This is a genomic window from Streptomyces sp. NPDC091387 (assembly GCF_044756945.1).
Taxonomy (GTDB): Bacteria; Actinomycetota; Actinomycetes; order Streptomycetales; family Streptomycetaceae; genus Streptomyces.
Window position 1 is genome coordinate 80,099 of the sequence record NZ_JBIVTZ010000003.1, and the last position, 22,615, is coordinate 102,713.

16 protein-coding genes are annotated in these 22,615 nt (G+C 72.0%); 7 read left to right on the top strand and 9 right to left on the bottom strand.

What is annotated here, in order from left to right:
- Positions 1-38: 38 nt before the first annotated feature.
- Positions 39-1,181, bottom strand: a complete 1,143-nt coding sequence (gene cobT / locus ACIQM0_RS07235; RefSeq protein WP_401284286.1) for a nicotinate-nucleotide--dimethylbenzimidazole phosphoribosyltransferase — start codon at positions 1,179-1,181, stop codon at positions 39-41.
- A gap of 152 nt (positions 1,182-1,333) precedes the next feature.
- Positions 1,334-2,536 carry a bifunctional adenosylcobinamide kinase/adenosylcobinamide-phosphate guanylyltransferase gene (locus tag ACIQM0_RS07240; protein WP_401284288.1) on the bottom strand — a complete coding sequence of 401 codons (1,203 nt, stop codon included), beginning with the start codon at positions 2,534-2,536 and terminating at the stop codon, positions 1,334-1,336.
- A gap of 128 nt (positions 2,537-2,664) precedes the next feature.
- On the opposite strand from ACIQM0_RS07240, the gene ACIQM0_RS07245 reads away from it, so the two are divergent.
- Positions 2,665-2,874, top strand: a complete 210-nt coding sequence (locus tag ACIQM0_RS07245) for a hypothetical protein (protein WP_401284290.1) — start codon at positions 2,665-2,667, stop codon at positions 2,872-2,874.
- Between the two features lie 77 nt (positions 2,875-2,951).
- On the opposite strand, the gene ACIQM0_RS07250 is transcribed toward ACIQM0_RS07245, so the two are convergent.
- The 3 genes from ACIQM0_RS07250 to ACIQM0_RS07260 all read right to left on the bottom strand — a co-directional run bounded on the left by ACIQM0_RS07250 (position 2,952) and on the right by ACIQM0_RS07260 (position 5,600).
- Complete coding sequence (locus ACIQM0_RS07250; RefSeq protein WP_401284292.1) at positions 2,952-4,043, bottom strand: S1C family serine protease; 1,092 nt, start codon at positions 4,041-4,043, stop codon at positions 2,952-2,954.
- A 115-nt stretch (positions 4,044-4,158) separates the two neighbouring features.
- Positions 4,159-4,866: a class I SAM-dependent methyltransferase gene (locus tag ACIQM0_RS07255; protein ID WP_401284293.1), complete on the bottom strand. Its 708-nt coding sequence runs from the start codon at positions 4,864-4,866 to the stop codon at positions 4,159-4,161.
- Positions 4,867-5,000: 134 nt separating this feature from the next.
- Positions 5,001-5,600 carry a DUF3043 domain-containing protein gene (locus ACIQM0_RS07260; RefSeq protein WP_401284295.1) on the bottom strand — a complete coding sequence of 200 codons (600 nt, stop codon included), beginning with the start codon at positions 5,598-5,600 and terminating at the stop codon, positions 5,001-5,003.
- A gap of 296 nt (positions 5,601-5,896) precedes the next feature.
- On the opposite strand from ACIQM0_RS07260, the gene ACIQM0_RS07265 reads away from it, so the two are divergent.
- The 5 genes from ACIQM0_RS07265 (at position 5,897) to ACIQM0_RS07285 (ending at position 12,405) form a co-directional block, all read left to right on the top strand.
- A complete protein-coding gene (locus ACIQM0_RS07265; RefSeq protein ID WP_401284297.1) occupies positions 5,897-6,688 on the top strand; it encodes a PspA/IM30 family protein in 792 nt (263 codons plus the stop codon).
- 9 nt (positions 6,689-6,697) lie between these two features.
- Complete coding sequence (locus tag ACIQM0_RS07270; RefSeq protein WP_363029461.1) at positions 6,698-6,976, top strand: hypothetical protein; 279 nt, start codon at positions 6,698-6,700, stop codon at positions 6,974-6,976.
- Between the two features lie 162 nt (positions 6,977-7,138).
- Positions 7,139-8,401, top strand: coding sequence for a sensor histidine kinase (locus ACIQM0_RS07275; RefSeq protein ID WP_401284299.1), 1,263 nt, complete (start codon positions 7,139-7,141; stop codon positions 8,399-8,401).
- A complete protein-coding gene (locus ACIQM0_RS07280; protein ID WP_401284301.1) occupies positions 8,398-9,093 on the top strand; it encodes a response regulator in 696 nt (231 codons plus the stop codon). Before ACIQM0_RS07275 ends, ACIQM0_RS07280 begins: the two co-directional genes overlap by 4 nt.
- A 165-nt stretch (positions 9,094-9,258) precedes the next feature.
- Entirely contained in the window at positions 9,259-12,405 is a 3,147-nt protein-coding gene (locus tag ACIQM0_RS07285; RefSeq protein ID WP_401284303.1) for an efflux RND transporter permease subunit, read from the top strand.
- A 56-nt stretch (positions 12,406-12,461) separates the two neighbouring features.
- On the opposite strand, the gene ACIQM0_RS07290 is transcribed toward ACIQM0_RS07285, so the two are convergent.
- The 3 genes from ACIQM0_RS07290 to nadA form a co-directional block, all read right to left on the bottom strand.
- Entirely contained in the window at positions 12,462-17,522 is a 5,061-nt protein-coding gene (locus ACIQM0_RS07290) for a tetratricopeptide repeat protein (protein WP_401284305.1), read from the bottom strand.
- 7 nt (positions 17,523-17,529) lie between these two features.
- Positions 17,530-18,939 carry an esterase/lipase family protein gene (locus ACIQM0_RS07295; RefSeq protein WP_401284307.1) on the bottom strand — a complete coding sequence of 470 codons (1,410 nt, stop codon included), beginning with the start codon at positions 18,937-18,939 and terminating at the stop codon, positions 17,530-17,532.
- A 187-nt stretch (positions 18,940-19,126) separates the two neighbouring features.
- A complete protein-coding gene (gene nadA / locus ACIQM0_RS07300) occupies positions 19,127-20,323 on the bottom strand; it encodes a quinolinate synthase NadA (protein ID WP_401284309.1) in 1,197 nt (398 codons plus the stop codon).
- Positions 20,324-20,560: 237 nt separating this feature from the next.
- Here nadA and ACIQM0_RS07305 point away from each other — a divergent pair, with 237 nt between their 5' ends.
- On the top strand, positions 20,561-20,917 hold the full coding sequence (locus tag ACIQM0_RS07305) for an iron-sulfur cluster assembly accessory protein (RefSeq protein ID WP_362953476.1): 357 nt from the start codon (positions 20,561-20,563) through the stop codon (positions 20,915-20,917).
- Positions 20,918-21,012: 95 nt separating this feature from the next.
- On the opposite strand, the gene ACIQM0_RS07310 is transcribed toward ACIQM0_RS07305, so the two are convergent.
- Positions 21,013-22,494 (bottom strand): hypothetical protein, encoded by a 1,482-nt coding sequence (locus ACIQM0_RS07310; RefSeq protein ID WP_401284311.1) that lies wholly within the window; start codon positions 22,492-22,494, stop codon positions 21,013-21,015.
- Between the last annotated feature and the right edge of the window lie 121 nt (positions 22,495-22,615).

Below are 22,615 nucleotides of genomic sequence, written 5' to 3' on the forward strand. Positions count from 1 at the left end.
GTCCGGCGACCGCGGCTCGACGGGCCGGCTGCTTGTCGTCAGTCCCCGGCCGGTTCGCTTCCGTTGACCCCTTCGCCGCCGGCCGGCTCCTCGCCGTCGTCCCCGCCTTCCGTCTCTTCCTTCTCGTCGTCCTCGTCGGCGGCCGGTGCGCGCTCGGGCAGTTCCGCCGCCAGTGCGGCCGCGGCCTGTACGAACGGAAGTGCGAGCAATGCCCCGCTTCCTTCTCCGACGATGACGCCGTGGTCGAGCAACGGGTTGAGTGCCATCCGGTCCAGCGCCTTCGCCTGCGCCGGTTCACCGCTCAGCTGACCCGCCAGCCACCAGTCCGGCGCCCGGAACGCGGCCCGCTGGCCGACCAGCGCACAGGCCGCGGAGACCACACCGTCCAGGATCACCGGGAGCCGGCGCACCGCGGACTGCAGCAGGAAGCCGGTCATCGCCGCCAGATCGGCGCCGCCCACCGTGGCCAGCAGCTCCAGCTGGTCGCCCAGGACCGGCCGGGCCCGGCGCAGCGCGTCCCGGACCGCCGCGCACTTGCGCATCCAGGCCAGGTCGTCGATGCCCGCGCCGCCGCGCCCGGTGACCACGGAGGCGTCGGTGCCGCACAGCGCCGCGATCAGGGTGGCCGCGGCCGTCGTACCGCCGACGCTCAGGTCGCCGAGCACCACCAGGTCGGTGCCCGAGTCGGCCTCCTCGTCGGCGATCGCCATGCCGAGGCGCACCGCCCGCTCGGCCTCCTCGGCCGTCAGCGCGTCCTCGATGTCGATCCGGCCGCTGCCGCGCCGCACCCGGGTCCGTACCACCTGCTCCGGCAGCAGCTCGGGGTCGCAGTCCAGGCCGGCGTCGACGATCCGTACGGGTACGGAGAACCGGCGGGCCAGCACGGCGAGCGGCGTCGCGCCCTCCAGCGTGGCCCGCACCAGCTCGTGCGCGCTGCCGGCCGGCCGCCCGGAGACATCCAGCGCGGCCACCCCGTGGTCACCGGCGAACAGCACCACGCGCGGCTGGTCGATCGGCTTGACCGGCACGGCCTGCTGGGCGGCCGAGAGCCATTCGCCCAGCTCGTCGAGACGGCCGAGGGCGCCCGGGGGCACCATGAAGCGCTCCCGGCGCTCCTCGGCGTCTCGCCGTACACCCCCGTCGGGGCGTTCGATCAGGTCGGAGAAGTCGTCCAGATTCACGGGGGTCTGCCTCGCGGGTCGATACGTCGTGTGGGCCGGGGAGCCCGGCGGCGGGCTCGGAGGTTGCCGGGTGACCTCGCAACCTCCCACTGCGGAACAGTACCCGCCGCGATTTCCGGGCCCCGCCCGGTGCGAGGCCGTCCGACGGCCCGTCAGCCGCGCAGGGGCAGCGACTGGCCGGCCACCACCAGCAGCACCTGCTCGCACTCGGCGGCCACCGAGGCGTTCAGCCGGCCCAGCTCGTCCCTGAACCGCCGCCCCGCCGCCGTCGCGGGCACCACGCCGGAGCCGGTCTCGTTGGTCACCATGACGACGGTCCGACGCGTCCCGCGGACAGCGGCCACGAGTTCCGCAGTCCGCTTCCGCAGCGCGCTCCGCCCGCCGCCCGCCCACGCCGCGTCGTCCCAGGCGTCCACCCGGTCCATCGCGTCCGTCAGCCAGAGCGACAGGCAGTCGATCAGCAGCGGGGGCCCGTCAGAGGCCAGCAGCGCCGCCACTTCGCAGGTCTCCTCGGTGCGCCAGGCCGCCGGTCTGCGCTCCCGGTGCAGCCCGACCCGGGCCGCCCACTCCGCGTCGCCGTCGCGGGCGCCGCCGGTCGCCACGTACACGACCTCCGGATACGTCTCCAGCCGCCGTTCGGCCTCGACCGACTTCCCGGACCGCGCGCCGCCGGTGATCAGCGTGCGCCGGGGCACGTCCGGCGACGCGTGGTACCCGCCGACCGTCAGTGTCGTCCCGTCCGGCACGGCCCGCGCCCCGGCCGCCGCGAGCCGGCGTCCGAGCTCGGGGCCGGGGGGCGCGTCATGGTCCAGATGGACGGCGATCACCTCGGTGGCCGGCCCGATCGCGGCGACGGCCCGCAGCCGGGCCACCGCGTCCGGCCGTCCCACGACATCGCCGACCACCATGTCGTACGGCTCCGCCATCCGGTCGGCGAGACCGGCCGGGGCTCCTCCCGGGGGCAGGTAGAGCAGCCGCTCGCCCTCCGGCGCCGTCACCTCGTACCCGGTCCCCGGCGCGTCCATCGGCACGGCCCGCACCCGGTGTCCGCTGATCAGCGTCAGCACCCGCCCGTCCGGCACCCGGCCCGCGGGCGGCAGTCCGGCGGGCAGCTCGACGGCGGGACCGTCGTGCGGATGGGTGAGCAGCACCTGGCGTACGCCGGTGAGCGAATGGCCCGCGCGGGCGGCGGCGAACACGGCCCCCGGGGTGAGATCGAGCAGCAGCGCGTCGTCGACCAGCAGAGCGGTCGCGGCCCGGCTGTGCGCCCCTCGGGCGGCGGCGCAGGCGGCGCAGGGACATTCGGGCCGCGGCAGCCCGTCGGGGGCTCCGGTGCCGAGCAGAGTCAGTTCCACGATCCGATCCTCCCGCGTACCCGCACCGGGTGCGCGACGTGGGGGGTGGGGGGCGTGCGCGGGCCCCTTCCCGTGCTGGTCCGAAGCACTAGGCTGCGGGACGGAACAAAGTGACCCAGGAGGCGGACATGGCGTGGACGTGGCGGTTCGAGAAGTCCGACGGTACGGAGACGGAGCCGGCCCTTCAGCCGGAGGAATTCACGACGCAGGGCGACGCGGAGTCCTGGATCGGTGAGTACTGGAAGGAACTCCTCGACGGCGGGGCGGCCCAGGTGACGCTCTTCGACGACGGGACGAAGATCTACGGCCCGATGAGCCTCCAGGCCGACCAGAGCTGATCCGTACGAGCGCCGGGCGGACCCGAAGGGGCCCGCCCGGCGCTCGCGTGTTGTCCGTTCCTCCGTGCCGCCTGCTCTCAGATCTCGCCCAGGGTGACCTGTGCGGTCTTCTCGGCCTCGTTGCGCAGATACGTCACGGTGACCTTCTGGCCCGGCTTGTCGGCGGCCAGCGCCTCCGACAGGGACGTGATCGTGGTGACCGGCATGTCCCCGAGCTTGGTGATGATGTCGCCGACCCGCAGACCGGCCTTCTCGGCCGCGCCGCCCTTCGACACGCTGACGAGTGCGACCCCGGCCGGCTTGTAGCTGTTGTCGACGACCGTACGGCCGGTGATGTTCAGCCCCGCCCGGCCCGAGTCGGTGACCTTGCCGTTCTTGATGATCTGGTCCGCGACCGTCTTCACCATCGAGACCGGGATCGCGAATCCGATCCCCGGCGCGGCGCTGCCGCCCATCTGCGGGTCCGTCGCCGCCAGCGTCGGGATGCCGACGACCTCGCTGTTCAGGTTCACCAGCGCGCCGCCGCTGTTGCCCGGGTTGATCGCCGCGGAGGTCTGCACCATGTTCGGGATGGTGGCCCCGGTGCCGCCGCCCGCGCTGCTCTCGCTCACGGTCCGGCCGAGCGCCGAGACGATGCCCTGGGTGACGCTGCTGGACAGCCCGAGCGGCGAACCCATCGCCAGCACGATCTGTCCCACCGCGACCTTCTCGGAGTCGCCGAACTTCGCCGCCTTCAGCCCCTTGGGCACCTTGTCGAGCTTGATGACGGCCAGGTCCTGTTCGGGATAGGCGGCGACCAGCGAGGCGCTCAGCACCTTCTCACCGGTGGCCGAGCTGACCTTGAAGGTCTTCTCCTTGCCGATGACATGGGCGTTGGTGACGATATGGCCCTTGGTGTCGTAGACGATGCCGGAGCCCAGGCTGTCCGACGCGTCGATCTGCACCACGGACGGGAGCACGTCCTCGATGACGGCCTGGTATTCGGCCTGCAGGTCGCCGGTGGCCTTGGAGGCCGAGCCCTGCTGGACCGTTCCGGACTCGGTCGCGTCCGGCCCGGAGGAGTTCGAGTTCGCGTCGGAGCAACCGCCGGCCAGCGCGATCGCACAGACACCTGCGGTCAGAGGCAGCAGCAGCCGGCGCACACGGCTGCGGGAGTGAGAGGAATCCATGTCCGGATTATTGCTTTCAACCCCCTTGGTGGCCTGTTGAGCGCACCCGCCCGAGCACGACCGGCCCCGGCCGGTGATCGAGGACGAAGCGGCCGCCGGACCCACCCCGTACTGATCAGCCCCGCACTCCGCACAGGTGCAGCAGCGCCGCCACCCCGCGGTACGGGTCCGTCCGGCCCGCCCGGTCCTCCGCCGCCAGCACCCGTTCCAGCTCCGCCGCGGCGGGCAGCTCCACGTCGTTGCTCACATTGTCCGTGAAGACGCGCACCCCGTACCAGGCGTGCAGCGGCGCCGCGATCCCGGCGAGCGTGGCGGTGAGGGCGTCGAGCCGGTCCGCGCGTACGGAGAGCCCGAGCCGGTTGGTGTACCGGTCCGTGTCGAACGCGGCCAGTGCCGCGTCCCAGTCCCCGGCGGTCCCGGCCCGCATCGCCAGCGCGTCCGCGTTCCGTACGAGGAGCGACAGCAGACCGCCCGGCGCGAGCATCCGGGCCAGCCCGGCCACCATGGCGTCGGGCGCCTGGACATACATCAGCACGCCGTGGCACAGCACCACGTCGAAGCTGCCGGGCAGGAAGTGCACCCCGGTGTCCTGGCCGTTGCCCTCGATGAGCCGGACCCGCTCACGGATTCCCGCGGGCTCGCCGACGAGCGCCTCACGGGCGGCCCGCAGCATGTCCGCGTCGGACTCCAGCCCGGTCACGGTGTGACCGGCCCGTGCCAGGCGCAGGGCCTGGGTGCCCTGGCCCGTGCCGACGTCCAGCACCCGCAGCCGCTGCCCGACCGGGAAGCGGGCCGCGATCTGCTCGTCCAGCTGCCGGGCCACGAGCTCCTGGCGGACGGTGTTGCGCAGTCCGCCGAGCCCGTCCAGCCATGCCGAGGAGGCTCCGGCGAAACCGGATCCGGCATCGCCCGGCCGACCGGCGGACGAACCGCCGGCCGAGCCGAGGAGATCCGTACTCAGGGCCGCTCTCCGCGCTTGACCTGCGGCTTGGGCAGCCGCAGCCGTCGCATCTGGAGCGTGCGCATCAGGCCGTAGGCGATCGCGCCGCGCTTGGGCTTGTCGGGGAACCGCTCGTTCAGCTGCTTGCGCAGCCGGAACGTGAGCCCGATCGAGTCGACGACGATCAGCACGATGACGCCGAGCCAGAGCAGCAGCGAGATGTTCTGGATGCCCTGCACCTGGATCACGCTGAGGATCAGGATGATCACGGCGAGCGGCAGGAAGTACTCCGCGATGCAGAAGCGCGAGTCCACGAAGTCACGGACGAAGCGCCGCACCGGGCCCTTGTCACGGGCCGGCAGATAGCGCTCGTCACCACTGGCGAGCGCCTCGCGCTGTTTGGCCATGTCCACGCGGCGCGCCTCGCGCTGGCGCTTCATGGCCTCCTTGCGGTCGGTCGGCGCTCCACTGGAGGCACGACGGCGCTGCGTTTGGGCATCGCTGCGCTTGGGGGTGGGGCGACCTTTGGGGGCCTGCGGGTCGCGGGGCGTCTTGGAGAGGTCCGCCGTCACCTTGCCGGTGGGGGCCTTCTCTTCCTTGGAGCGGCTACGGAACACAAGGCCCAAGGGTACGGGGTCGATCGCGGCGACCCCAGACCGGTCGGGAACGATCCGGCAACGGCCTGCGTCCCCAGGAGTGTGCGAGCGGGACGACACGGGCGTTGACAAGGGTTTCCCTGACCCTCGTCTACTCCCTGGGCCGGAGCGCCGAGCGGTGTCAGTCGTCCTTGGGGAGGACCACATCCTTGCTCGAACAGTGCGGTAATAGAGGCAGGGCCCGTACTGTGGGTTCTGTTGGAGTGCTGGAGCCCAGTTAAGTCAGAAGGGGGCGCGCGAAGCCCATGAGCGGTGTCATGAAGCGTATGGGGATGATCTTCCGCGCGAAGGCAAACAAGGCCCTTGACAGGGCCGAGGACCCGCGCGAGACCCTCGATTACTCGTACCAGAAGCAGCTGGAGCTGCTTCAGAAGGTGCGCCGCGGTGTCGCCGATGTGGCGACGTCGCGCAAGCGTCTGGAGCTGCAGCTGAACCAGCTGCAGGGCCAGACCTCCAAGCTGGAGGACCAGGGCCGCAAGGCACTCGCGCTCGGTCGCGAGGACCTGGCCCGCGAGGCGCTGTCGCGCCGAGCCGCCCTCCAGCAGCAGGTCACCGACCTGGAGACGCAGCACACCACGCTGCAGGGCGAGGAGGAGAAACTCACTCTGGCGGCCCAGCGGCTGCAGGCCAAGGTCGACGCCTTCCGTACCAAGAAGGAGACGATCAAGGCCACCTATACAGCGGCACAGGCGCAGACCCGGATCGGGGAGGCATTCTCGGGCATCTCCGAGGAGATGGGCGATGTCGGCCTGGCGATCCAGCGGGCCGAGGACAAGACCCAGCAGCTCCAGGCGCGCGCCGGCGCGATCGACGAGCTGCTCGCCTCCGGCGCCCTGGACGACCCGACCGGCACGGCGAAGGACGACCTCACCGCCGAGCTGGACCGGATCTCCGGTGGTACGGATGTAGAGCTGGAGCTGCAGCGCATGAAGGCCGAACTGGCCGGCGGCTCCACCTCGCAGCAGGCCATCGAGGGCGGTCCGCAGGATGCTCAGCAGCAGCAGCAGCAGCAGCAGTCCCAGTCCCCGAACAAGTTCGACAAGAATTAAGGCAGCGTCATGATCGTACGGATCATGGGGGAGGGCCAGGTAAACCTGGCCGACAGTCATCTCGCCGAGCTCGACGAGCTCGACAACGAACTGCTCGCCGAAATGGAGAGCGGCGACGGCCCCGGCTTCCGCTCGACCCTCCACGCGCTCCTCGCCAGGGTGCGCGAACTCGGCACACCATGGCCGGACGACTCCCTGGAGCCGTCCGAGCTGATCCTGCCGTCGCCCGAGGCAACCCTCGAAGAGGTGCGCGCCATGCTCAGCGACGACGGTCTGATTCCCGGCTGACAACCGGCAGCTCCAGCACCCGCACCAACGGTGCCCCGCGTCCGGTCCGTCGGACGCGGGGCACCGTTGTGCGTGCGGCGGGGCACACCGCCGAACGCTGCGGGGCCCCGCTCGCCGCCGGCCGGACCGATTTCCGCGCGACACGCCGTAACGTAGCTTGACGTGACCACCCTCGGAACCGGCGTTCTGCGCGTCCGGCACTGGCTGCGCGACCATCCGCTCGCGCTGGACGGAGCGCTCGCCCTGGGCGTGCTCGCCTCCATGATCGTCGGCTCGTTCGCCGCTCCCGGCTCGCACAGCGGGCCCACCTTCGGCACCCGCACACCGGCCGCGAGCAGCGTGCTCCTGATGGTGCTCGGCGCCCTCGCCCTGGTGTGGCGGCGCCGCCGCCCGATGTGCGTGCTCGTCGTCACCAGCGGGCTGACGGTCATCGAACTGGTGATGGTGGACCCGCCGTCCCCGGTGGTGATGAGCGTGGTCATCGCGCTGTACACCATCGCCGCCCGCACCGACCGGCCGACCACCTGGCGGGTCGGGCTGCTCACGATGGCCGCGCTCACCGCCGCCGCGATGCTCTTCGGGTCCGCGCCCTGGTACAGCCAGGAGAACTTCGGCGTCTTCGCCTGGACCGGCATGGCGGGCGCCGCGGGCGACGCGGTGCGTTCCCGGCGCGCGTTCGTCGACGCCATCCGGGAGCGCGCCGAACGGGCCGAACGGACACGTGAGGAGGAGGCCCGGCGCAGGGTGGCCGAGGAACGGCTGCGGATCGCCCGCGATCTGCACGACGTCGTCGCCCACCACATCGCCCTGGTCAACGTGCAGGCCGGGGTCGCCGCCCACGTCATGGACAAGCGCCCCGACCAGGCCAAGCAGGCGCTCGCCCACGTCCGCGAGGCGAGCCGCTCCGCGCTCAACGAACTCCGGGCCACCGTCGGGCTGCTGCGCCAGTCCGGCGACCCCGAGGCGCCGACCGAACCCGCCCCCGGCCTCGCCGTCCTGGACGAGCTCGTGAAGACCGTGCGGCGGGCCGGGCTGCCCGTCGAGGTGGCCTGCGCGCCCGGGGACGGCCCGCCGCTGACCGCCGCCGTGGACCTGGCCGCGTACCGGGTGATCCAGGAGGCGCTGACCAATGTGCGCAAGCACGCGGGCCCCGGCGCGAAGGCCGAGGTGAGTGTCGTACGGGTCGGGGCCACGGCCGAGGTCATGGTGCTCGACAACGGCCGCGGGAACCCGGGCGGTGGCGAGGACGGGGGCGGCCACGGGCTGCTCGGTATGCGGGAGCGGGTCACGGCCCTGGGCGGCACCCTCAACGCCGGACCCCGTTACGGCGGCGGTTTCCGCGTCCATGCGATCCTGCCCGTCAAGGCCCTCCCGCAGCAGTCGGAGCAACCGGACGTGGCGGGCCGGACGGGGGAGAACGCATGACACCGGCCATCAAGGTGCTGCTCGTCGACGACCAGGCGCTGCTGCGCAGCGCGTTCCGGGTGCTGGTCGACTCTGAGCCCGACATGCAGGTGGTCGGCGAGGCGGCGGACGGCGCGCAGGCGGTGGAGCTGGCCCGCTCGACGGGCGCCGACGTGGTGCTGATGGACATCAGGATGCCCGGTACGGACGGGCTCACCGCGACCCGGATGATCAGCGCCGACCCGGATCTCGCGGGCGTGCACGTGGTCATGCTCACCACCTTCGAGGTGGACGAGTACGTGGTGCAGTCGCTGCGGGCCGGCGCCTCGGGCTTCCTGGGCAAGGGCGCGGAACCGGAGGAGCTCCTCAACGCCATCCGTGTCGCCGCGGGAGGCGAGGCGCTGCTCTCCCCGGCCGCGACCAAGGGGCTGATCGCCACGTTCCTCGCGCAGGGCGGCGGTTCGGACGGCGAGGGGCCGGGCACCGCGGAGTACTCCGAGCGCCTCGCGGCCCTCACCACGCGGGAGCGCGAGGTACTGGTCCTGGTCGCGGGCGGGCTCTCCAACGACGAGATCGCCGAGCGCCTGGTGGTCAGCCCGCTCACCGTGAAGACCCATGTGAACAGGGCGATGGCGAAGCTGGGCGCCCGCGACCGGGCCCAATTGGTAGTAATAGCCTACGAATCAGGCCTTGTCCGCCCCAGGGTGGAGTGAGGGTGCAGACGCGGCGTACTCCAACTGCGGTATGCGCGGGATAAGAAAGCGACCTGGGATTGACGCTTTGGGTCCCAGGGATGAGCGATCGTATAAGTGGGCCGGGTCTGTCCCCGTGTTACCCCGCCCACCTGCCGCGTAAGCCACAGAAGAGAGACCTCACCCATGTCCTGGCTGTCCAGATTCAGCCTCGCGCAAAGGGCCCTGATCGGGCTGATCTCGATCGTCGCGCTCGTGTTCGGAGCGATTGCGATCCCGCAGCTCAAGCAGCAGCTGCTGCCCACCATCGAACTTCCGATGGTGTCGGTGCTCGCCCCCTACCAGGGAGCGTCCCCCGATGTGGTCGAGAAGCAGGTCGTCGAACCGCTCGAGAACTCGATCAAGTCCGTCGACGGCGTCACCGGAATCACCTCCACCGCCAGCGAGGGCAACGCCGTCATCATGGCGTCCTTCGACTTCGGCGACGAGGGCACCAAGCAGCTCGTCGCCGACATCCAGCAGGCGGTGAACCGCGCCCGTGTCCAGCTGCCCGACAGCGTCGACCCGCAGGTCATCGCCGGTTCGACCGACGACATCCCGACCGTCGTCCTCGCCGTCACCTCCGACAAGGACCAGCAGGCCCTGGCGGACCAGCTGGACCGCACCGTCGTCCCCGCCCTTGAGGACATCGACGGTGTCGGCCAGGTGTCCGTCGACGGTGTGCGGGACCTCCAGATCTCCGTCACCCCCGACGACAAGAAGCTCGCCGAAGCCGGTCTGAACGCGGCCTCGCTCTCCCAGGCGCTCCAGTCCGGCGGCGCGACCGTACCGGCCGGTTCCTTCTCCGAGTCGGGCAAGAGCCGCACCGTCCAGGTCGGCGGCGCCTTCACCTCGCTGAAGCAGATCGAGGACCTCCGGGTCATCGGTCAGGGCCCGACGGGCAAGCCCGGCGAGCCCGTCCGGGTCGGTGACATCGCGACGGTGAAGCAGGAGCCCGCCACCGCGGACTCCCTCACCCGCACCAACGGCAAGCCGAGCCTCGCCGTCATGGCCACGATGGACAAGGACGGCAGCGCCGTCGCCATCTCGGACGCCGTCAAGGACAAGCTCCCCGACCTCCGCAAGGACCTCGGTGCCGGTGCGGACCTGACCGTCGTGTCCGACCAGGGCCCCGCGGTCTCCAAGGCGATCTCGGGCCTGACCACGGAGGGCGCGCTCGGTCTGGTCTTCGCGATCATCGTCATCCTGATCTTCCTGGCCTCGCTCCGCTCGACCCTGGTCACCGCGGTCTCCATCCCGCTCTCCGTGGTCCTCGCGCTGATCGTGCTCTGGACCCGTGACCTCTCGCTCAACATGCTCACCCTGGGCGCGCTGACCATCGCGATCGGCCGGGTCGTCGACGACTCGATCGTCGTCCTGGAGAACATCAAGCGTCACCTCAGCTACGGGGAGGAGCGCCAGTCCGCGATCCTCGCCGCGGTGAAGGAAGTGGCCGGAGCGGTCACCGCCTCCACCCTCACCACGGTCGCCGTCTTCCTGCCGATCGGTCTGGTCGGCGGCATGGTCGGCGAGCTGTTCGGCTCGTTCTCCCTGACCATCACCGCGGCCCTGCTGGCCTCCCTGCTGGTCTCGCTGACGGTCGTCCCGGTGCTGTCGTTCTGGTTCCTGCGCGCCCCCAAGGGCAGCGCCGAGGACCCGGACAAGGCACGCCGCGAGGCCGAGGAGAAGGAAGCCCGCAGCAAGCTCCAGCGGATCTACGTCAAGGTGCTGGGCTTCGCCACCCGTCGCCGCATCGTCAGCGTGGTCATCGCCGTCGTCGTGCTGATCGGCACCTTCGGCATGGCCCCGCTGCTGAAGACCACCCTCTTCGACCAGGGCGAGCAGGAAGTCCTCTCCATCAACCAGGAGCTGGCTCCCGGCACCAGCCTGGCCGCCGCCGACGAGGCGTCCAAGAAGGTCGAGAAGCTCCTCGCCGCAGACAAGAGCGTCAAGGAGTACCAGGTCACCGTCGGCTCGTCCGGCTTCATGGCCGCCTTCGGCGGCGGCACGGGCGCCAACCAGGCCACCTACCAGGTGACGCTGAAGGACCCGGCCGAGTACGACGCCACGGAGAAGCGCCTCGACGAGGCGCTCGGCAAGCTCGACGGCATCGGTGACACGACCATCGCGGAGGCGGGCGGCTTCGGCAGCCAGGATCTGAGCGTCGTGGTCAAGGCCGCCGACGCGGACGTTCTCGCCAAGTCCTCCGAGCAGGTCCGAAAGGCGGTCTCCGGCCTCAAGGACGTCTCCGACGTCCAGAGCGACCTGTCGCAGAGCATCCCGCGCATCTCGGTCACGGCAAACCCGAAGGCCGCCGACGCCGGGTTCACCCAGGCCACCCTTGGAGCGGCCGTCGCCGGCGCGGTGAAGGGCACGCCCTCCGGCAAGGCGATCATGGACGACACCGAGCGTGACGTCCTCATCAAGTCCGCCCACCCGGCCGCCACGATGGCCGAGCTGAAGAACCTGCCGCTCGGCCCGGTCAAGCTCGGCACGATCGCGGACGTGAAGCTGGTCCCCGGACCGGTCTCCATGACCCGGATCGACGGCCAGCGCGCCGCGACAATCACCGCCAAGCCCGTCGGTGACGACACCGGCAGCGTCAGCACGGCACTCCAGAAGAAGATCGACTCCCTGAACCTCCCGGACGGCGCCACCGCCACCGTCGGCGGCGTCTCCGAGGACCAGAACGACGCCTTCGTCAAGCTGGCCCTGGCCATGCTGGCGGCCGTCGCGATCGTCTTCATGCTGCTGGTCGCCACCTTCCGGTCGCTCATCCAGCCGCTGATCCTGCTGGTCTCCATCCCGTTCGCCGCCACCGGCGCGATCGGCCTGCTCCTCATCACCGGCACCCCGATGGGCGTCGCGGCGATGATCGGCATGCTGATGCTCATCGGCATCGTGGTGACCAACGCGATCGTGCTGATCGACCTGATCAACCAGTACCGGACGCAGGGCATGGGTGTCGTCGAGGCGGTCGTCGAGGGCGGCCGCCACCGTCTGCGCCCGATCCTGATGACGGCACTGGCGACCATCTTCGCCCTCCTCCCGATGGCGCTCGGCGTCACCGGCGAGGGCGGCTTCATCTCGCAGCCGCTGGCCGTCGTGGTCATCGGCGGTCTGGTCACCTCGACGCTGCTGACGCTGCTCCTGGTGCCGACGCTGTACGCGATGGTGGAGCTCCGCAAGGAGCGTCGCGCGAAGAAGAAGGCCGACAAGCGCGCCGCGAAGGCGGGCGTCCCGGCCCAGGCCGAATCCGAAGAGGCCCGGGAGACCGAGCCCGCGCAGGCCTGACCGGACGAGAGGGCCCTGTCCCACGCACCCGCGTGGGACAGGGCCCTCTCGGCTTCTCAGACGGCGCCGCTTCCGCTGAGGGCCTGGACGATCCGGAGCCACGTCTCGCCGTACGGGTGGGCGTGGCGGACGCTGAGGGCGCAGATCTCCCTCAGCAGCCGGACCCGGATCTCCTCCCGTGCCCGGGGCAGGAGCGTGGCCAGATCCTCCGGCTCTACGCCCTCGACCGCCCCGGAGAGCACCATGCCCGCCTGGGCGTGGGTGAGGGAGGACAGCTTGTCGTCGAAGACCTGCCCCTCCACGGCCGCCGCGTGCATCAGCGCGTTGCCGTCCCCGGCCGCCAACGCGCGTTCCACGTAGGCCTGGAGGGCGTCGCGGTCCTCGACCAGGCGGTACGCGGCGTCCAGTCCTTCGGTGCGGGCGACATCGAGGACGGCGACGTGGGCGAGCGGGGTGGCCTCGGACGGCTGGGCCCGGAGGAGGCGGGGGTGGTCCTGGAGGAACGCCCGCGACTCCGCCCAGGTGGCGCAGTCCACCCACTCCGCCAGCTGCTCCGCGAGGATCAGCGGATCGTACGCGGCGGTCACGCCGTGGACGAGGACGGCCTCGCGGAGCGCGGCATGTTGCTGAGCGGTGGGGGCGTCCAGGAGCGCCAGTTCTTCGAGAGCTGTCGCTGTCTCCTCGCCGCCGAGCACTTCCGCGTTCCGGGACCAGACATCGCGTGACTCGGGCCAGGTGGCCGCGAACATCCAGGAACTGACGAGGGCCAGAGTCTCCGGCGACAGGGCGAGCCAGGCCGGTGCGGGGGTGAGGGTCACCTCTTCCCACGCCGTGCGTACGGTCTCGGCGTCGCTGAAGGCGCGAAGTGCCCGCCGGGCCCGTACGGTCACGATGTCCGCGCCGTCGTCCGGCGCGGATTCCCCGTCGAGGAGGGCCACGAGTTCGCGTACGCCGGTCGAGGCCTGGGGATCGGGGCAGTCCAGCAGGAAGATGCTCCGCTCGACACCGAGACGCCGGGCGGTCGCGGGGTGGGCGGAGGCGAACTCCGCCACGGCCTCGTCGAATTGCCGGATCGCGGACGCGCGGTCGTCGGTGCGGACGAGTGCCTGGGCCAGGTTGGCGAGAGCGGAGACCAGGTCCCTTTCGAAGGCGCCGGGGTTCTCCAGTGCCAGGGTCCGGTAGGCGGCGGCCGCCTCCTCCGCCGCGCTCACGGCTCCTTCGTCGTCCTGGTTCCGTCCCAGGTGCCGACTGTAATTTTGCAGCGCGAGCGCCAGATCAGGAAGGTGCGCGCTGCTGAATTCGTCGACGAGTCCACGCAGGAGACGGACGCCCTCCCCGGCCGGCACGAGGGCTTCCTCCGGGCTGCCGGTGTCGGCGAGGTTCTGTGCCAGATTGCCGAGTGCGCCCGCGAGGGCGTAGCGGAACGCGGGCTGACGTTCGGCGAGTTCACGGTGGAGCGCGACACCTTCCTCCGCGGCTCGCAGCCCCGCCGCCGGATCTCCGGCCCTGTTCAGGGAAGCGGCCAGGTTGGTGAGTGACGTGGCCAGGTCCTGCCGGTGGACGGCGGGCTGTTGTGCGGCGAGTACGCGGCGGATGGCGACGGCTTCCCGGCCCGATGCGAGCGCCCCGGAAACGTCGCCCAGGGTCATGCGGTGGTTGCCGAGGTTGTTGAGGGCCGTGGCGAACTCCGGGAGGAAGGCGCTCGGATCCTCGGCGGCGAGGCGCCGGTAGATGCCGGTCGCCTCCTCGGCGTGGAGCAGGGCTGTCCCGGAGTCACCTGCGGCGACCAGATGCATCGCGAGGTTGCTGAGCATCGCGGCGAGGCCCGGGAGCGACGCTGTCGGCCGGCTCTGGGCCAGTTCGCGCTGGATACGTACGGCCTCGCGCGCGAACAGCACCGCTGTCGCCCGGTCTCCCGCTGCGGCCGTCTTGTTGGCCAAGGAGGTCAGGGACTGGGCGAGCTCCGGCTGGAAGGCGTCCGGGTGCCGCGAGGCGAGCTCGGCGTACATGCGCGCGGCATCCTGCGCCGGAGTGAGTGCGCCCTTGCGGTCCCCGGTGGCGGAGATCCTGTCCGCCAGATTGTGGAGGGCGCCTGCCAGCTCCGGCTGAAAGGCGGCCGGATGACGCGCGACGAGTTCCCGGCAGATCTCCACCGCCTCCTGTGCGGGCGCGAGGCAGCCCGCGAGGTCACCGACGTCCTCGCGGTGCACGGACAGATTGGTCAGGGAGCCGGCCAGGGCGGACCGCAGGACGGTGGGGTGGCGTTCGGCCACCCTCCGGTTGGCCCGGACCGCTGCCTCCGCGTGAGGAAGAGCCTCCGTGTGGCTCTTGACGGCCTTGAGGCTGCTGGCCAGATTGGTCAGCGCGTGGGCGAGAGGGGTCAGGAACTCATCGGGGTGCGACGCGGCGAGCTCCAGGTGGATGTCCACCGACTCCTGCGCGGCCCGTACGGCGGCCCGGCGTACCCCGACGGCTGCGAGGCTCACCGCCAGGTTGTTCAGCGCGACGGCGAGGCCGGGGCGGAACGCCGTGGGAGTCCGTGCGGCGAGCTGCCGGTAGATGGCGACGGAGTCCCGCGTGAGTGCGAGTGCCCCCTCGCGGTCACCGATGTCGTGGACGCGCCGGCCGAGAGAGCCGAGGGCGAGAGCCAGGTCGGGGAGGGACGCGCTTCCTCCCGCGTCGGCGAGGTCCCGTTGGAGCTCCACCGCTTCGCGCGCCGGCGGCAGCGCCCCCTCACGGTCGCCGGTGTCGGCGTACCGGTTGGCGACGTTGACGAGCGTGCGTACCAGCGCCGTCCTGAAGGCCCCGGGCGAGGCCTGGTCCAGCTCCCTGTACAGGGTGAGCGCCTCCCGCGCCGCGCCCAGCGCACCGTCAGGGTCCCCTTCTGTCGCGAGGCGCTGGGAGAAGCCGTGCAACGCCTGGGCGAGGAACGGTGTCGCGCTCGGTCCGCCCCGCTCCACCAGCCCCCGCAGCATCCCCACCCCCGGCGCACCCGCCCGCGCCGCGTGCCGCGCCAGCGCCCGCGCCACGTACGGATCGACCGTCCCCAGGTCGCCGCCCACCGCTCGCCGCTCCACGTGCGCGATCAGCGCTGCCAGCACCACCTCTCCGGCCTCGGCGCCCCCCGGCCCCTCCCGGCCCGCGAGATGGGTCACGAACTCGCGGTGGTACAGCCGGTACACCGCCTGCCCGCCCTCCACGTCCTCGACGATGTAGCGGCCGTACGCGGACAGCAGCCAGTCCACGTCGTCCTCGTCGTAGGACACGGCACCGCCGCCCAGCGCCCCGGCGACCTCCTCCCACACGCTCCCGGCGGGCATCCCACGCCCCACTGTCCACGCCAGCGCGGTCAGCAGGTCCCGGGCGGCGGACGGCAGTTCGGTGCCGTCCGCCCGTACCCGTACCGGTCCCGCCCGCAAGTCCCCCTCGTACGCGGCCTCGATGGACCCGGGCAGACCGGACAGCCACTGGTCCTCGTCGGCACCACCGGACGCCTCCGCCAGCAGCGAGCCCGTCACCAGCCGCGCGAAGAGGAACGCACCGCCCACCTTCGTGGCGCGGGCCGCGACCGCCTCGCCCGCCTCCCGCGCCCGGCCCTCCGGGACACCGGCCGCCGCGCACCGGCGGAGCACGTACTCGGCGATGTCCTCCCGCGTGTGCGGTTCCCGCTCCAGGTCCGCGGTGGTGACCCCTGTACCGATCAGCCGGGCCAGGGCGTCCGGCAGGGTCTCGTCACCCCGCCCGTCCTCCTCGACATGGCTGCGGAACGCGCGGTCGCGGGAGCCGAGCAGGACCGGGCTCGTGCGGCTCAACGGGAAGACCAGATCCTCGATCATGGCGCGGAGGTGCTCGGCCGGTACCTCGTCCAGGCCGTCGAGCACCAGCACCGGCTGCGGGGACAACTCGCGGAGCTCGCCCCGGAAGTCGTCGGCGTTGCGGGGTTCCGGCAGTCCGAGCTGCCGGGCCAGCTCCGCGGCCGCCTGGAGCGGGCTCAGGCCCCGCAGGTGCACGGAGGCGAGGGTGCGGCCGGGGCGCAGGCCGGGGTCCGGGTCGTCCTCGCGCAGGCCCCCGTGCGCCTCGGTCTCCTCGCGCCGCACGGGATCGGTGAGCGTCGCGACCCGGCCCAGCACGGCCGACTTGCCGCAGCCCGCCGGGCCGGTCACCAGGAAGAGCCCGGCCGCGTCCGTCTCCAGCCAGGCGCCGATCCGGCCCAGCACCTCCTTGCGGCCCGTGAAGAACCAGCCCTCCTCGCGGTAGCCGACCCCGCGCGCCGCGAGCACCAGGTGCTCCACCAGCCGGGCGGGGGCCCTGGGCACATGGCGCGGGTTCGGGAAGACCGGCCGCCCGGTGCCGAGGGCGGCGGACTCCGGTGTCTGGCCCTCGCCGTGCCATCGCTCACCGAGCGCGGCCAGCAGGTCCGGGCCGCTGACCAGCTCGTTGTGGGCGCTCCACGCCGAGCGGTACTCCAGGGTGGCGGGGCCGGCCCTGAGCACCTCGGCCAACGCGGTGAGGAGCGGGCCGCTGCCGTCCGACGTCTCGTCGCGCCGGCAGGCCGCCATGATCCCGAACCACTTGGCCCGGCCGGGCGGTGCGGAGGTGGTCGCCCAGCGCCGCAGGGTCTTCTCCAGGCCCCGGCCCAACGCGTCGCCCGCGTGGCAGGTGTCGATGATCACCAGGATCTGGTCGGCGCCCGACGCCACCGCGTCGTTGACCAGCGTCTCGGCCGAGACGCCCCGCCTGAGGGCGCGTGCGTCACGCGTCACCTGCTCGACGTCGAGATCCAGGTCGCAGAGCGCGAGGCGCAGTTCGTCGTCGATCAGCACGCCGTGCCCCGACCAGACGATGATCGCGGGCTTTGCCGCCCCCGTCTCCCGCCACCCCTCGCTCCAGGCGGTGAAGGACTCGTCGAAGACCGTCCAGGACGGGTTCCCGCCGCCCACCACGTGGGCCGCGATCCCCAGCCCCTCCAGCAGTCCGGCGACCCCCTCCATCTGGGCCACCGCCCCGGTCAGCCGGGGAAAGCTCCGCCGGTCGTCGTACTCCTCGCACACCACGCACAGCGCCGTCCCCACCGGCTCGTTTCCCTCGTCGCCCGCCCCGCTCGGCTCACCCGTCATACCCGGCTCACGCACCATCGCCCGCCCCGCCCTCCACTACCAGCACCAGCGCGGTCATCACGACGTGACCCGCGTTTCCCGTACTCACCCGCACCCGGTGCGGCCCCGCCGGCAGCCCGGCCAGGCGCGCCACGTACCGGCCCCCGCCCAGGTTGGCCGACGTCCGCACCGGCCCGCCCCCGGCCGCCACGAGGACGGCCGCCCGGTCGTGGCCGGGTATGTGCGGCGGGACCGTGGCCCGCAGCTCGTACACCTCGCCGCTGGTGATCACGTCCGGGGCGTCCACCACCAGCGGGGCGTCCGGGGCCTCCGGGCCCCGGTGCACCGGGGCGTCCGGGATGAGCCAGCCGTGGAGGCCCTGGCGCAGCGCCGTGTTGTTCTGGAGCGAACCGTGCTTCTCCCAGGGCGTGTACGCGGGCCGCCCCGCCACCCCCACAGGGGCGCTGGAGAGCCGGGGGACCCGGCCGTCGCCGCCCTCGTCGGTCCCGTTGATCGTGAGCAGTCCGGTCAGCCGCTCGCCCCGGACCTCCGCGGTGGTCGGCGTTGGCTGGCGCACCCCGCTGACCGGCAGGTACTCCACCCCGTACGCCGCTCCCGCCCCGGACTCCCGCAGCGCCTCGTGGAAGCGGGCGGCGTCCTGGAGCAGTGCCGCGTCGGCCCCGGGCAGGCCGGTCACCTCGCGGGCGTACCGCAGCGGCTCACCCGGTGCGGTGATCAGCGCGGCGTAGTCGGGGACGAGCTGGTGGAGGGACGGAAGGCTCCGGGCGAACGCGGTGAGGCCGATGCCGGCCGGGCCCACCCCGTTGACCAGATACAGCAGGGCGTCCAGGGATCCCCGGTACGGCGTTCCGAGCGTGATCACGCGGCGCGTCGTCTCCGCGCCGCCGCCTCGCTCCACGTAGTGGCGGGCGACCAGTCCGCCCATCGAGTGGCAGACGAACACGACCCGGGCCCCGGCCCGCTCCGGTGCCGAGGCCCGCCAGCGGCCGAGCTCCTCCTCCACCCGCCCGGCCAGCCGGCCCGCGTTGTACCGGCAGGAGAGCCGCCAGTCGTAGGCGAAGGCGATCAGGTTGGCGGGGGCGTCGGCCTCGTCCGTCACTCTCCGGCGGCGCAGCGTGAAGTGGCGCTCCAGCCAGTCCAGGAGACTGTCGTAGCCGTCCACGAGCGTCCCGATGCCCAGCAGCCCGTGCAGGTCGCGCATCGGGCCGAGCGGGCTCACACCGTCGCCCGGGTGCTCGTCGCCGAGGTCCGGGGGGAGCGCCAGGCCCTTGACGGACCGGCCGAACGTACGGATCCCGCGGAGGAGCGCCGGGCCAGAGAGGCCCCAGACCTCGTTCCCGTCCGCGTCCGCCAGCCGGCTGCCGAGAATGCCCGGGACGACGACCACCAGGTCGTCCACCGGGCTGCGAGAAGTCATCTGCCGCCGTACCCCCGTGAAATGTGCGCTGCGGTGAGTAGCAGCGTAGTTACGGTACGGACATCCTGTGGGCCGTATGGGGGAAATCGGCCGGCCGACGCTGCCCGTGCGAAAGGTCCCGGAGAAGCGCCCGAAGGCGCCCCGGGGCCTTTCGCGGCGGGGACTGCGGCAGCTTTCGCGGCCGGGGCTACGGCAGCGCCAGCATCCGCTCCAGCGCGAGCTTGGCGTACTTCTCGGTCTCCGGGTCGACCTCGATCCGGTTCACGAGGTTGCCCTCGGCCAGCGACTCCAGCGTCCACACCAGGTGCGGCAGGTCGATCCGGTTCATCGTCGAGCAGAAGCACACCGTCTTGTCGAGGAAGACGATCTCCTTGTCCTCGGCGGCGAAACGGTTCGCCAGCCGGCGGACCAGGTTCAGTTCGGTGCCGATCGCCCACTTGGAACCGGCCGGGGCCGCCTCCAGGGCCTGGATGATGTACTCCGTCGAGCCGACGTAGTCCGCCGCCGACACGACCTCGTGCTTGCACTCCGGGTGCACCAGCACGTTGACGCCGGGTATCCGGGCGCGGACGTCGTTGACGGACTCCACCGAGAAGCGCCCGTGCACCGAGCAGTGCCCGCGCCACAGGATCATCTTCGCGTCGCGCAGCTGCTCGGCGGTCAGGCCGCCGTTCGGCTTGTGCGGGTTGTAGAGGACGCAGTCCTCCAGGGTCATCCCCATGTCGCGCACGGCGGTGTTCCGGCCCAGGTGCTGGTCCGGCAGGAAGAGGACCTTCTCGCCCTGCTCGAAGGCCCACTCCAGGGCCCGCTTCGCGTTGGACGAGGTGCAGATCGTGCCGCCGTGGCGGCCCGTGAAGGCCTTGATGTCGGCGGAGGAGTTCATGTAGGAGACGGGCACGACCTGCTCGGCCACCCCGGCATCGGTCAGCACGTCCCAGCACTCGGCGACCTGCTCCGCGGTGGCCATGTCGGCCATCGAGCAGCCCGCCGCCAGGTCCGGCAGCACGACCTTCTGGGCGTCGCCGGTCAGGATGTCCGCGGACTCGGCCATGAAGTGCACACCGCAGAAGACGATGTACTCGGCCTCCGGGCGCGCCGCGGCGTCGCGCGCCAGCTTGAACGAGTCCCCGGTGACGTCCGCGAACTGGATGACCTCGTCGCGCTGGTAGTGGTGCCCGAGGACGAAGACCTTCTCCCCGAGCTTCTCCTTGGCCGCGCGGGCGCGCTCCACCAGGTCCGGGTCGGACGGGGAGGGCAGGTCGCCGGGGCATTCGACGCCGCGCTCGCTCCCGGGGTCGGCTTCGCGGCCGAGCAGGAGCAGGGCGAGGGGCGACGGCTGGACGTCGAGTTCCTGGACGGGGTGGGCCGTGGTCACGTCACGCACCCTTTCTTCTCTGCGAGGAGCTTCTCTGCGAGAAGCCTTTTCGTCGAATTGACGTTATCTATCATAACCGCTTCGCGTCAGTTTGACGATGCCGATAACGTCAATGTGACGCACCCGCCCGAGGGGGTGGTGTGCGAGCATGAATGGAACAGGCAAGCGCGCGGCCCGGAATGAATCCGCGGTTCCGGCGGTTGCAACGTCGGCAAGCAGACTCCGAACAACCCGGGAGAGAAGCAGATGTCCGTATCGGACGAGACCACCACCGTGAGCGACGGCATCCTCCTGTCCGACGCCGCCGCAGCCAAGGTCAAGGGCCTGCTGGAGCAGGAGGGCCGTGACGACCTGGCGCTGCGCGTCGCCGTCCAGCCCGGCGGCTGCTCGGGCCTGCGCTACCAGCTCTTCTTCGACGAGCGCTCGCTCGACGGCGATGTCGTGAAGGACTTCGGCGGCGTCAAGGTCGTCACCGACCGGATGAGCGCCCCGTACCTGGGCGGCGCCTCCGTCGACTTCGTCGACACCATCGAGAAGCAGGGCTTCACGATCGACAACCCGAACGCCTCGGGTTCCTGCGCCTGCGGCGACTCCTTCAGCTAACGCGCGTACGCGACAGCGGTACGGAGGCGGCCCCCAGGATCGAATCCTGGGGGCCGCCGCCGTACCGCTGTGTGTCCCCGTGCGCGGGCGTCACGTCACTTCTGCGGCACCTCGCCGCCGGACCCCGCGTCGACCACCTTCCGGTCGCCCAGCGGCTGGTCCAGGGTGACCGTACGGGTCAGCTCCTTGGCGACCTTGACGCACATCTTCTCCGGGTCCGGCCTCGACTCCGTCACGGTCACCCGCACGGTGTCGCCGTCCTCCTTCGCGCTCGCCGAGTACTTACTGCACACGCCGCCCCAGAACGTCACCGAGAGCGTCCGCCCGTCGGCGCGGTACGACTGGACCGTGCCACCGGCCCGCGTCGTGCCGCCACCGTCCGGCGTCTTCTCCGCCGGGGCGTCCTTCGTCAGATACGCCGGGTCCACGGCGACCTGGGTGACCGTGTTGCCCGTACCGCCCGCGGCCGGCCGGACCGTGAAGATCCAGGACGGCACGAGCAGCTGCTTCCCGTCCGCGTACTGTGCCGCTAGGCCGAAGACGGCCTTGTCGACCGTCACCGTCGTCGTCGGCGGCTCCGCCCCGGTCCGTGCGCCGCAGGACTTCCCGGACGGCTTCCTGTCGCCGCTGAGCGGCGCCACGGTCGCGCATCCGCCGATGTTCGTGCGGCCGTCCGGGGGCTGCGCCGCGTTCAGCTGCTTCAGCGCGTCGTCCGCGCCGATCACCGGGTACTCGGCGCCCTTCTCCAGGCCCTTCAACTGCCCGCCGCCGCCGATCACTTCACCGTCAGCACCGACCTGGATCCCGGTGGCCCAGCCGTACGTCGGCAGTCCGTCCACCACCGGATCCGCGTTCACCACCCGCGCGGAGCCCATCAGCTGACGGGCGTCGAGTGCGGCGCCGTCCTGGCCGGCCGCCTTCAGTACGGGCGCCGCGGCGGCCTTGGCGGCCTTCTCGCTCACCGGCGATCCCGAGCCGCCGGGCGCCACGTGCTTGCCCGAACAGGTCGCCTTGTTGCCGCAGTTGTCGGTCCCTCCGGAGCCGTAACGGGCGAAGGTCCAGGTGCCGGGCGCCTGCTTGCCGACCCGCAGCACCGGGCCCGAGCCGTCTCCGTCGGAGCCCACCTTCCAGGAGGCGCCCTCGGCCTGCGGGGTGCCGTCGAGACCGAGCGCCTTCGCCAGCCGGGTCACCTCGGCGGCGGAGACGGTTCCGCTCGTGCGCCGGACCGCCGCCTTCGCCGGGCCGTCGGGCAGTGCGCCCGACGCGCGGTAGACGAGCCGTCCGCCGTGCGGGTCGGGCTCACCGGGCGCGATGCCCCTCGGTGGGGCCGATGGGGTGGGTGAGGAGGGTGTGGTGGCCGGTCCGCCCGTTCGCTCGTCCAGGGAGAGCGGCGGGGGGTTGCCGGTGCCGTTGCCCGCGCTGCCGCTGCCGCTGCTGCTGCCGCCGTCCGCCGCGGTCGCGGCCCAGTACGCGCCGCCGCCACCGGCCAGCAGTACGGCTGCCGCCACCGAGGCCACGGCGAGCGGCGAACGCCGCCGTTGGCCGGTCACATCGTTGTCGGGTCGCTCGGTGCTCACCGGATCGCTCCTTCGCCTGCATTGCCGTCATACGCCTGGCCGGCATATGGCCCGCCCCTCGGGTGCGGACACCGATGGGACGGAGCGCGGGAGCGCACGGTTCCCCCGTGGGGCGGCAGTT

Coding starts and splice junctions, on each gene's coding strand:
- ACIQM0_RS07245 (WP_401284290.1), top strand. CDS start 2,665: ATGGCGTGGACGTGGCGGTTCGAGAAGTCCGACGGTACGGAGACGGAG.
- ACIQM0_RS07250 (WP_401284292.1), bottom strand. CDS start 4,043: ATGGATTCCTCTCACTCCCGCAGCCGTGTGCGCCGGCTGCTGCTGCCT.
- ACIQM0_RS07265 (WP_401284297.1), top strand. CDS start 5,897: ATGAAGCGTATGGGGATGATCTTCCGCGCGAAGGCAAACAAGGCCCTT.
- ACIQM0_RS07270 (WP_363029461.1), top strand. CDS start 6,698: ATGATCGTACGGATCATGGGGGAGGGCCAGGTAAACCTGGCCGACAGT.
- ACIQM0_RS07280 (WP_401284301.1), top strand. CDS start 8,398: ATGACACCGGCCATCAAGGTGCTGCTCGTCGACGACCAGGCGCTGCTG.
- ACIQM0_RS07285 (WP_401284303.1), top strand. CDS start 9,259: ATGTCCTGGCTGTCCAGATTCAGCCTCGCGCAAAGGGCCCTGATCGGG.
- ACIQM0_RS07290 (WP_401284305.1), bottom strand. CDS start 17,522: ATGACGGGTGAGCCGAGCGGGGCGGGCGACGAGGGAAACGAGCCGGTG.
- ACIQM0_RS07295 (WP_401284307.1), bottom strand. CDS start 18,939: ATGACTTCTCGCAGCCCGGTGGACGACCTGGTGGTCGTCGTCCCGGGC.
- ACIQM0_RS07305 (WP_362953476.1), top strand. CDS start 20,561: ATGTCCGTATCGGACGAGACCACCACCGTGAGCGACGGCATCCTCCTG.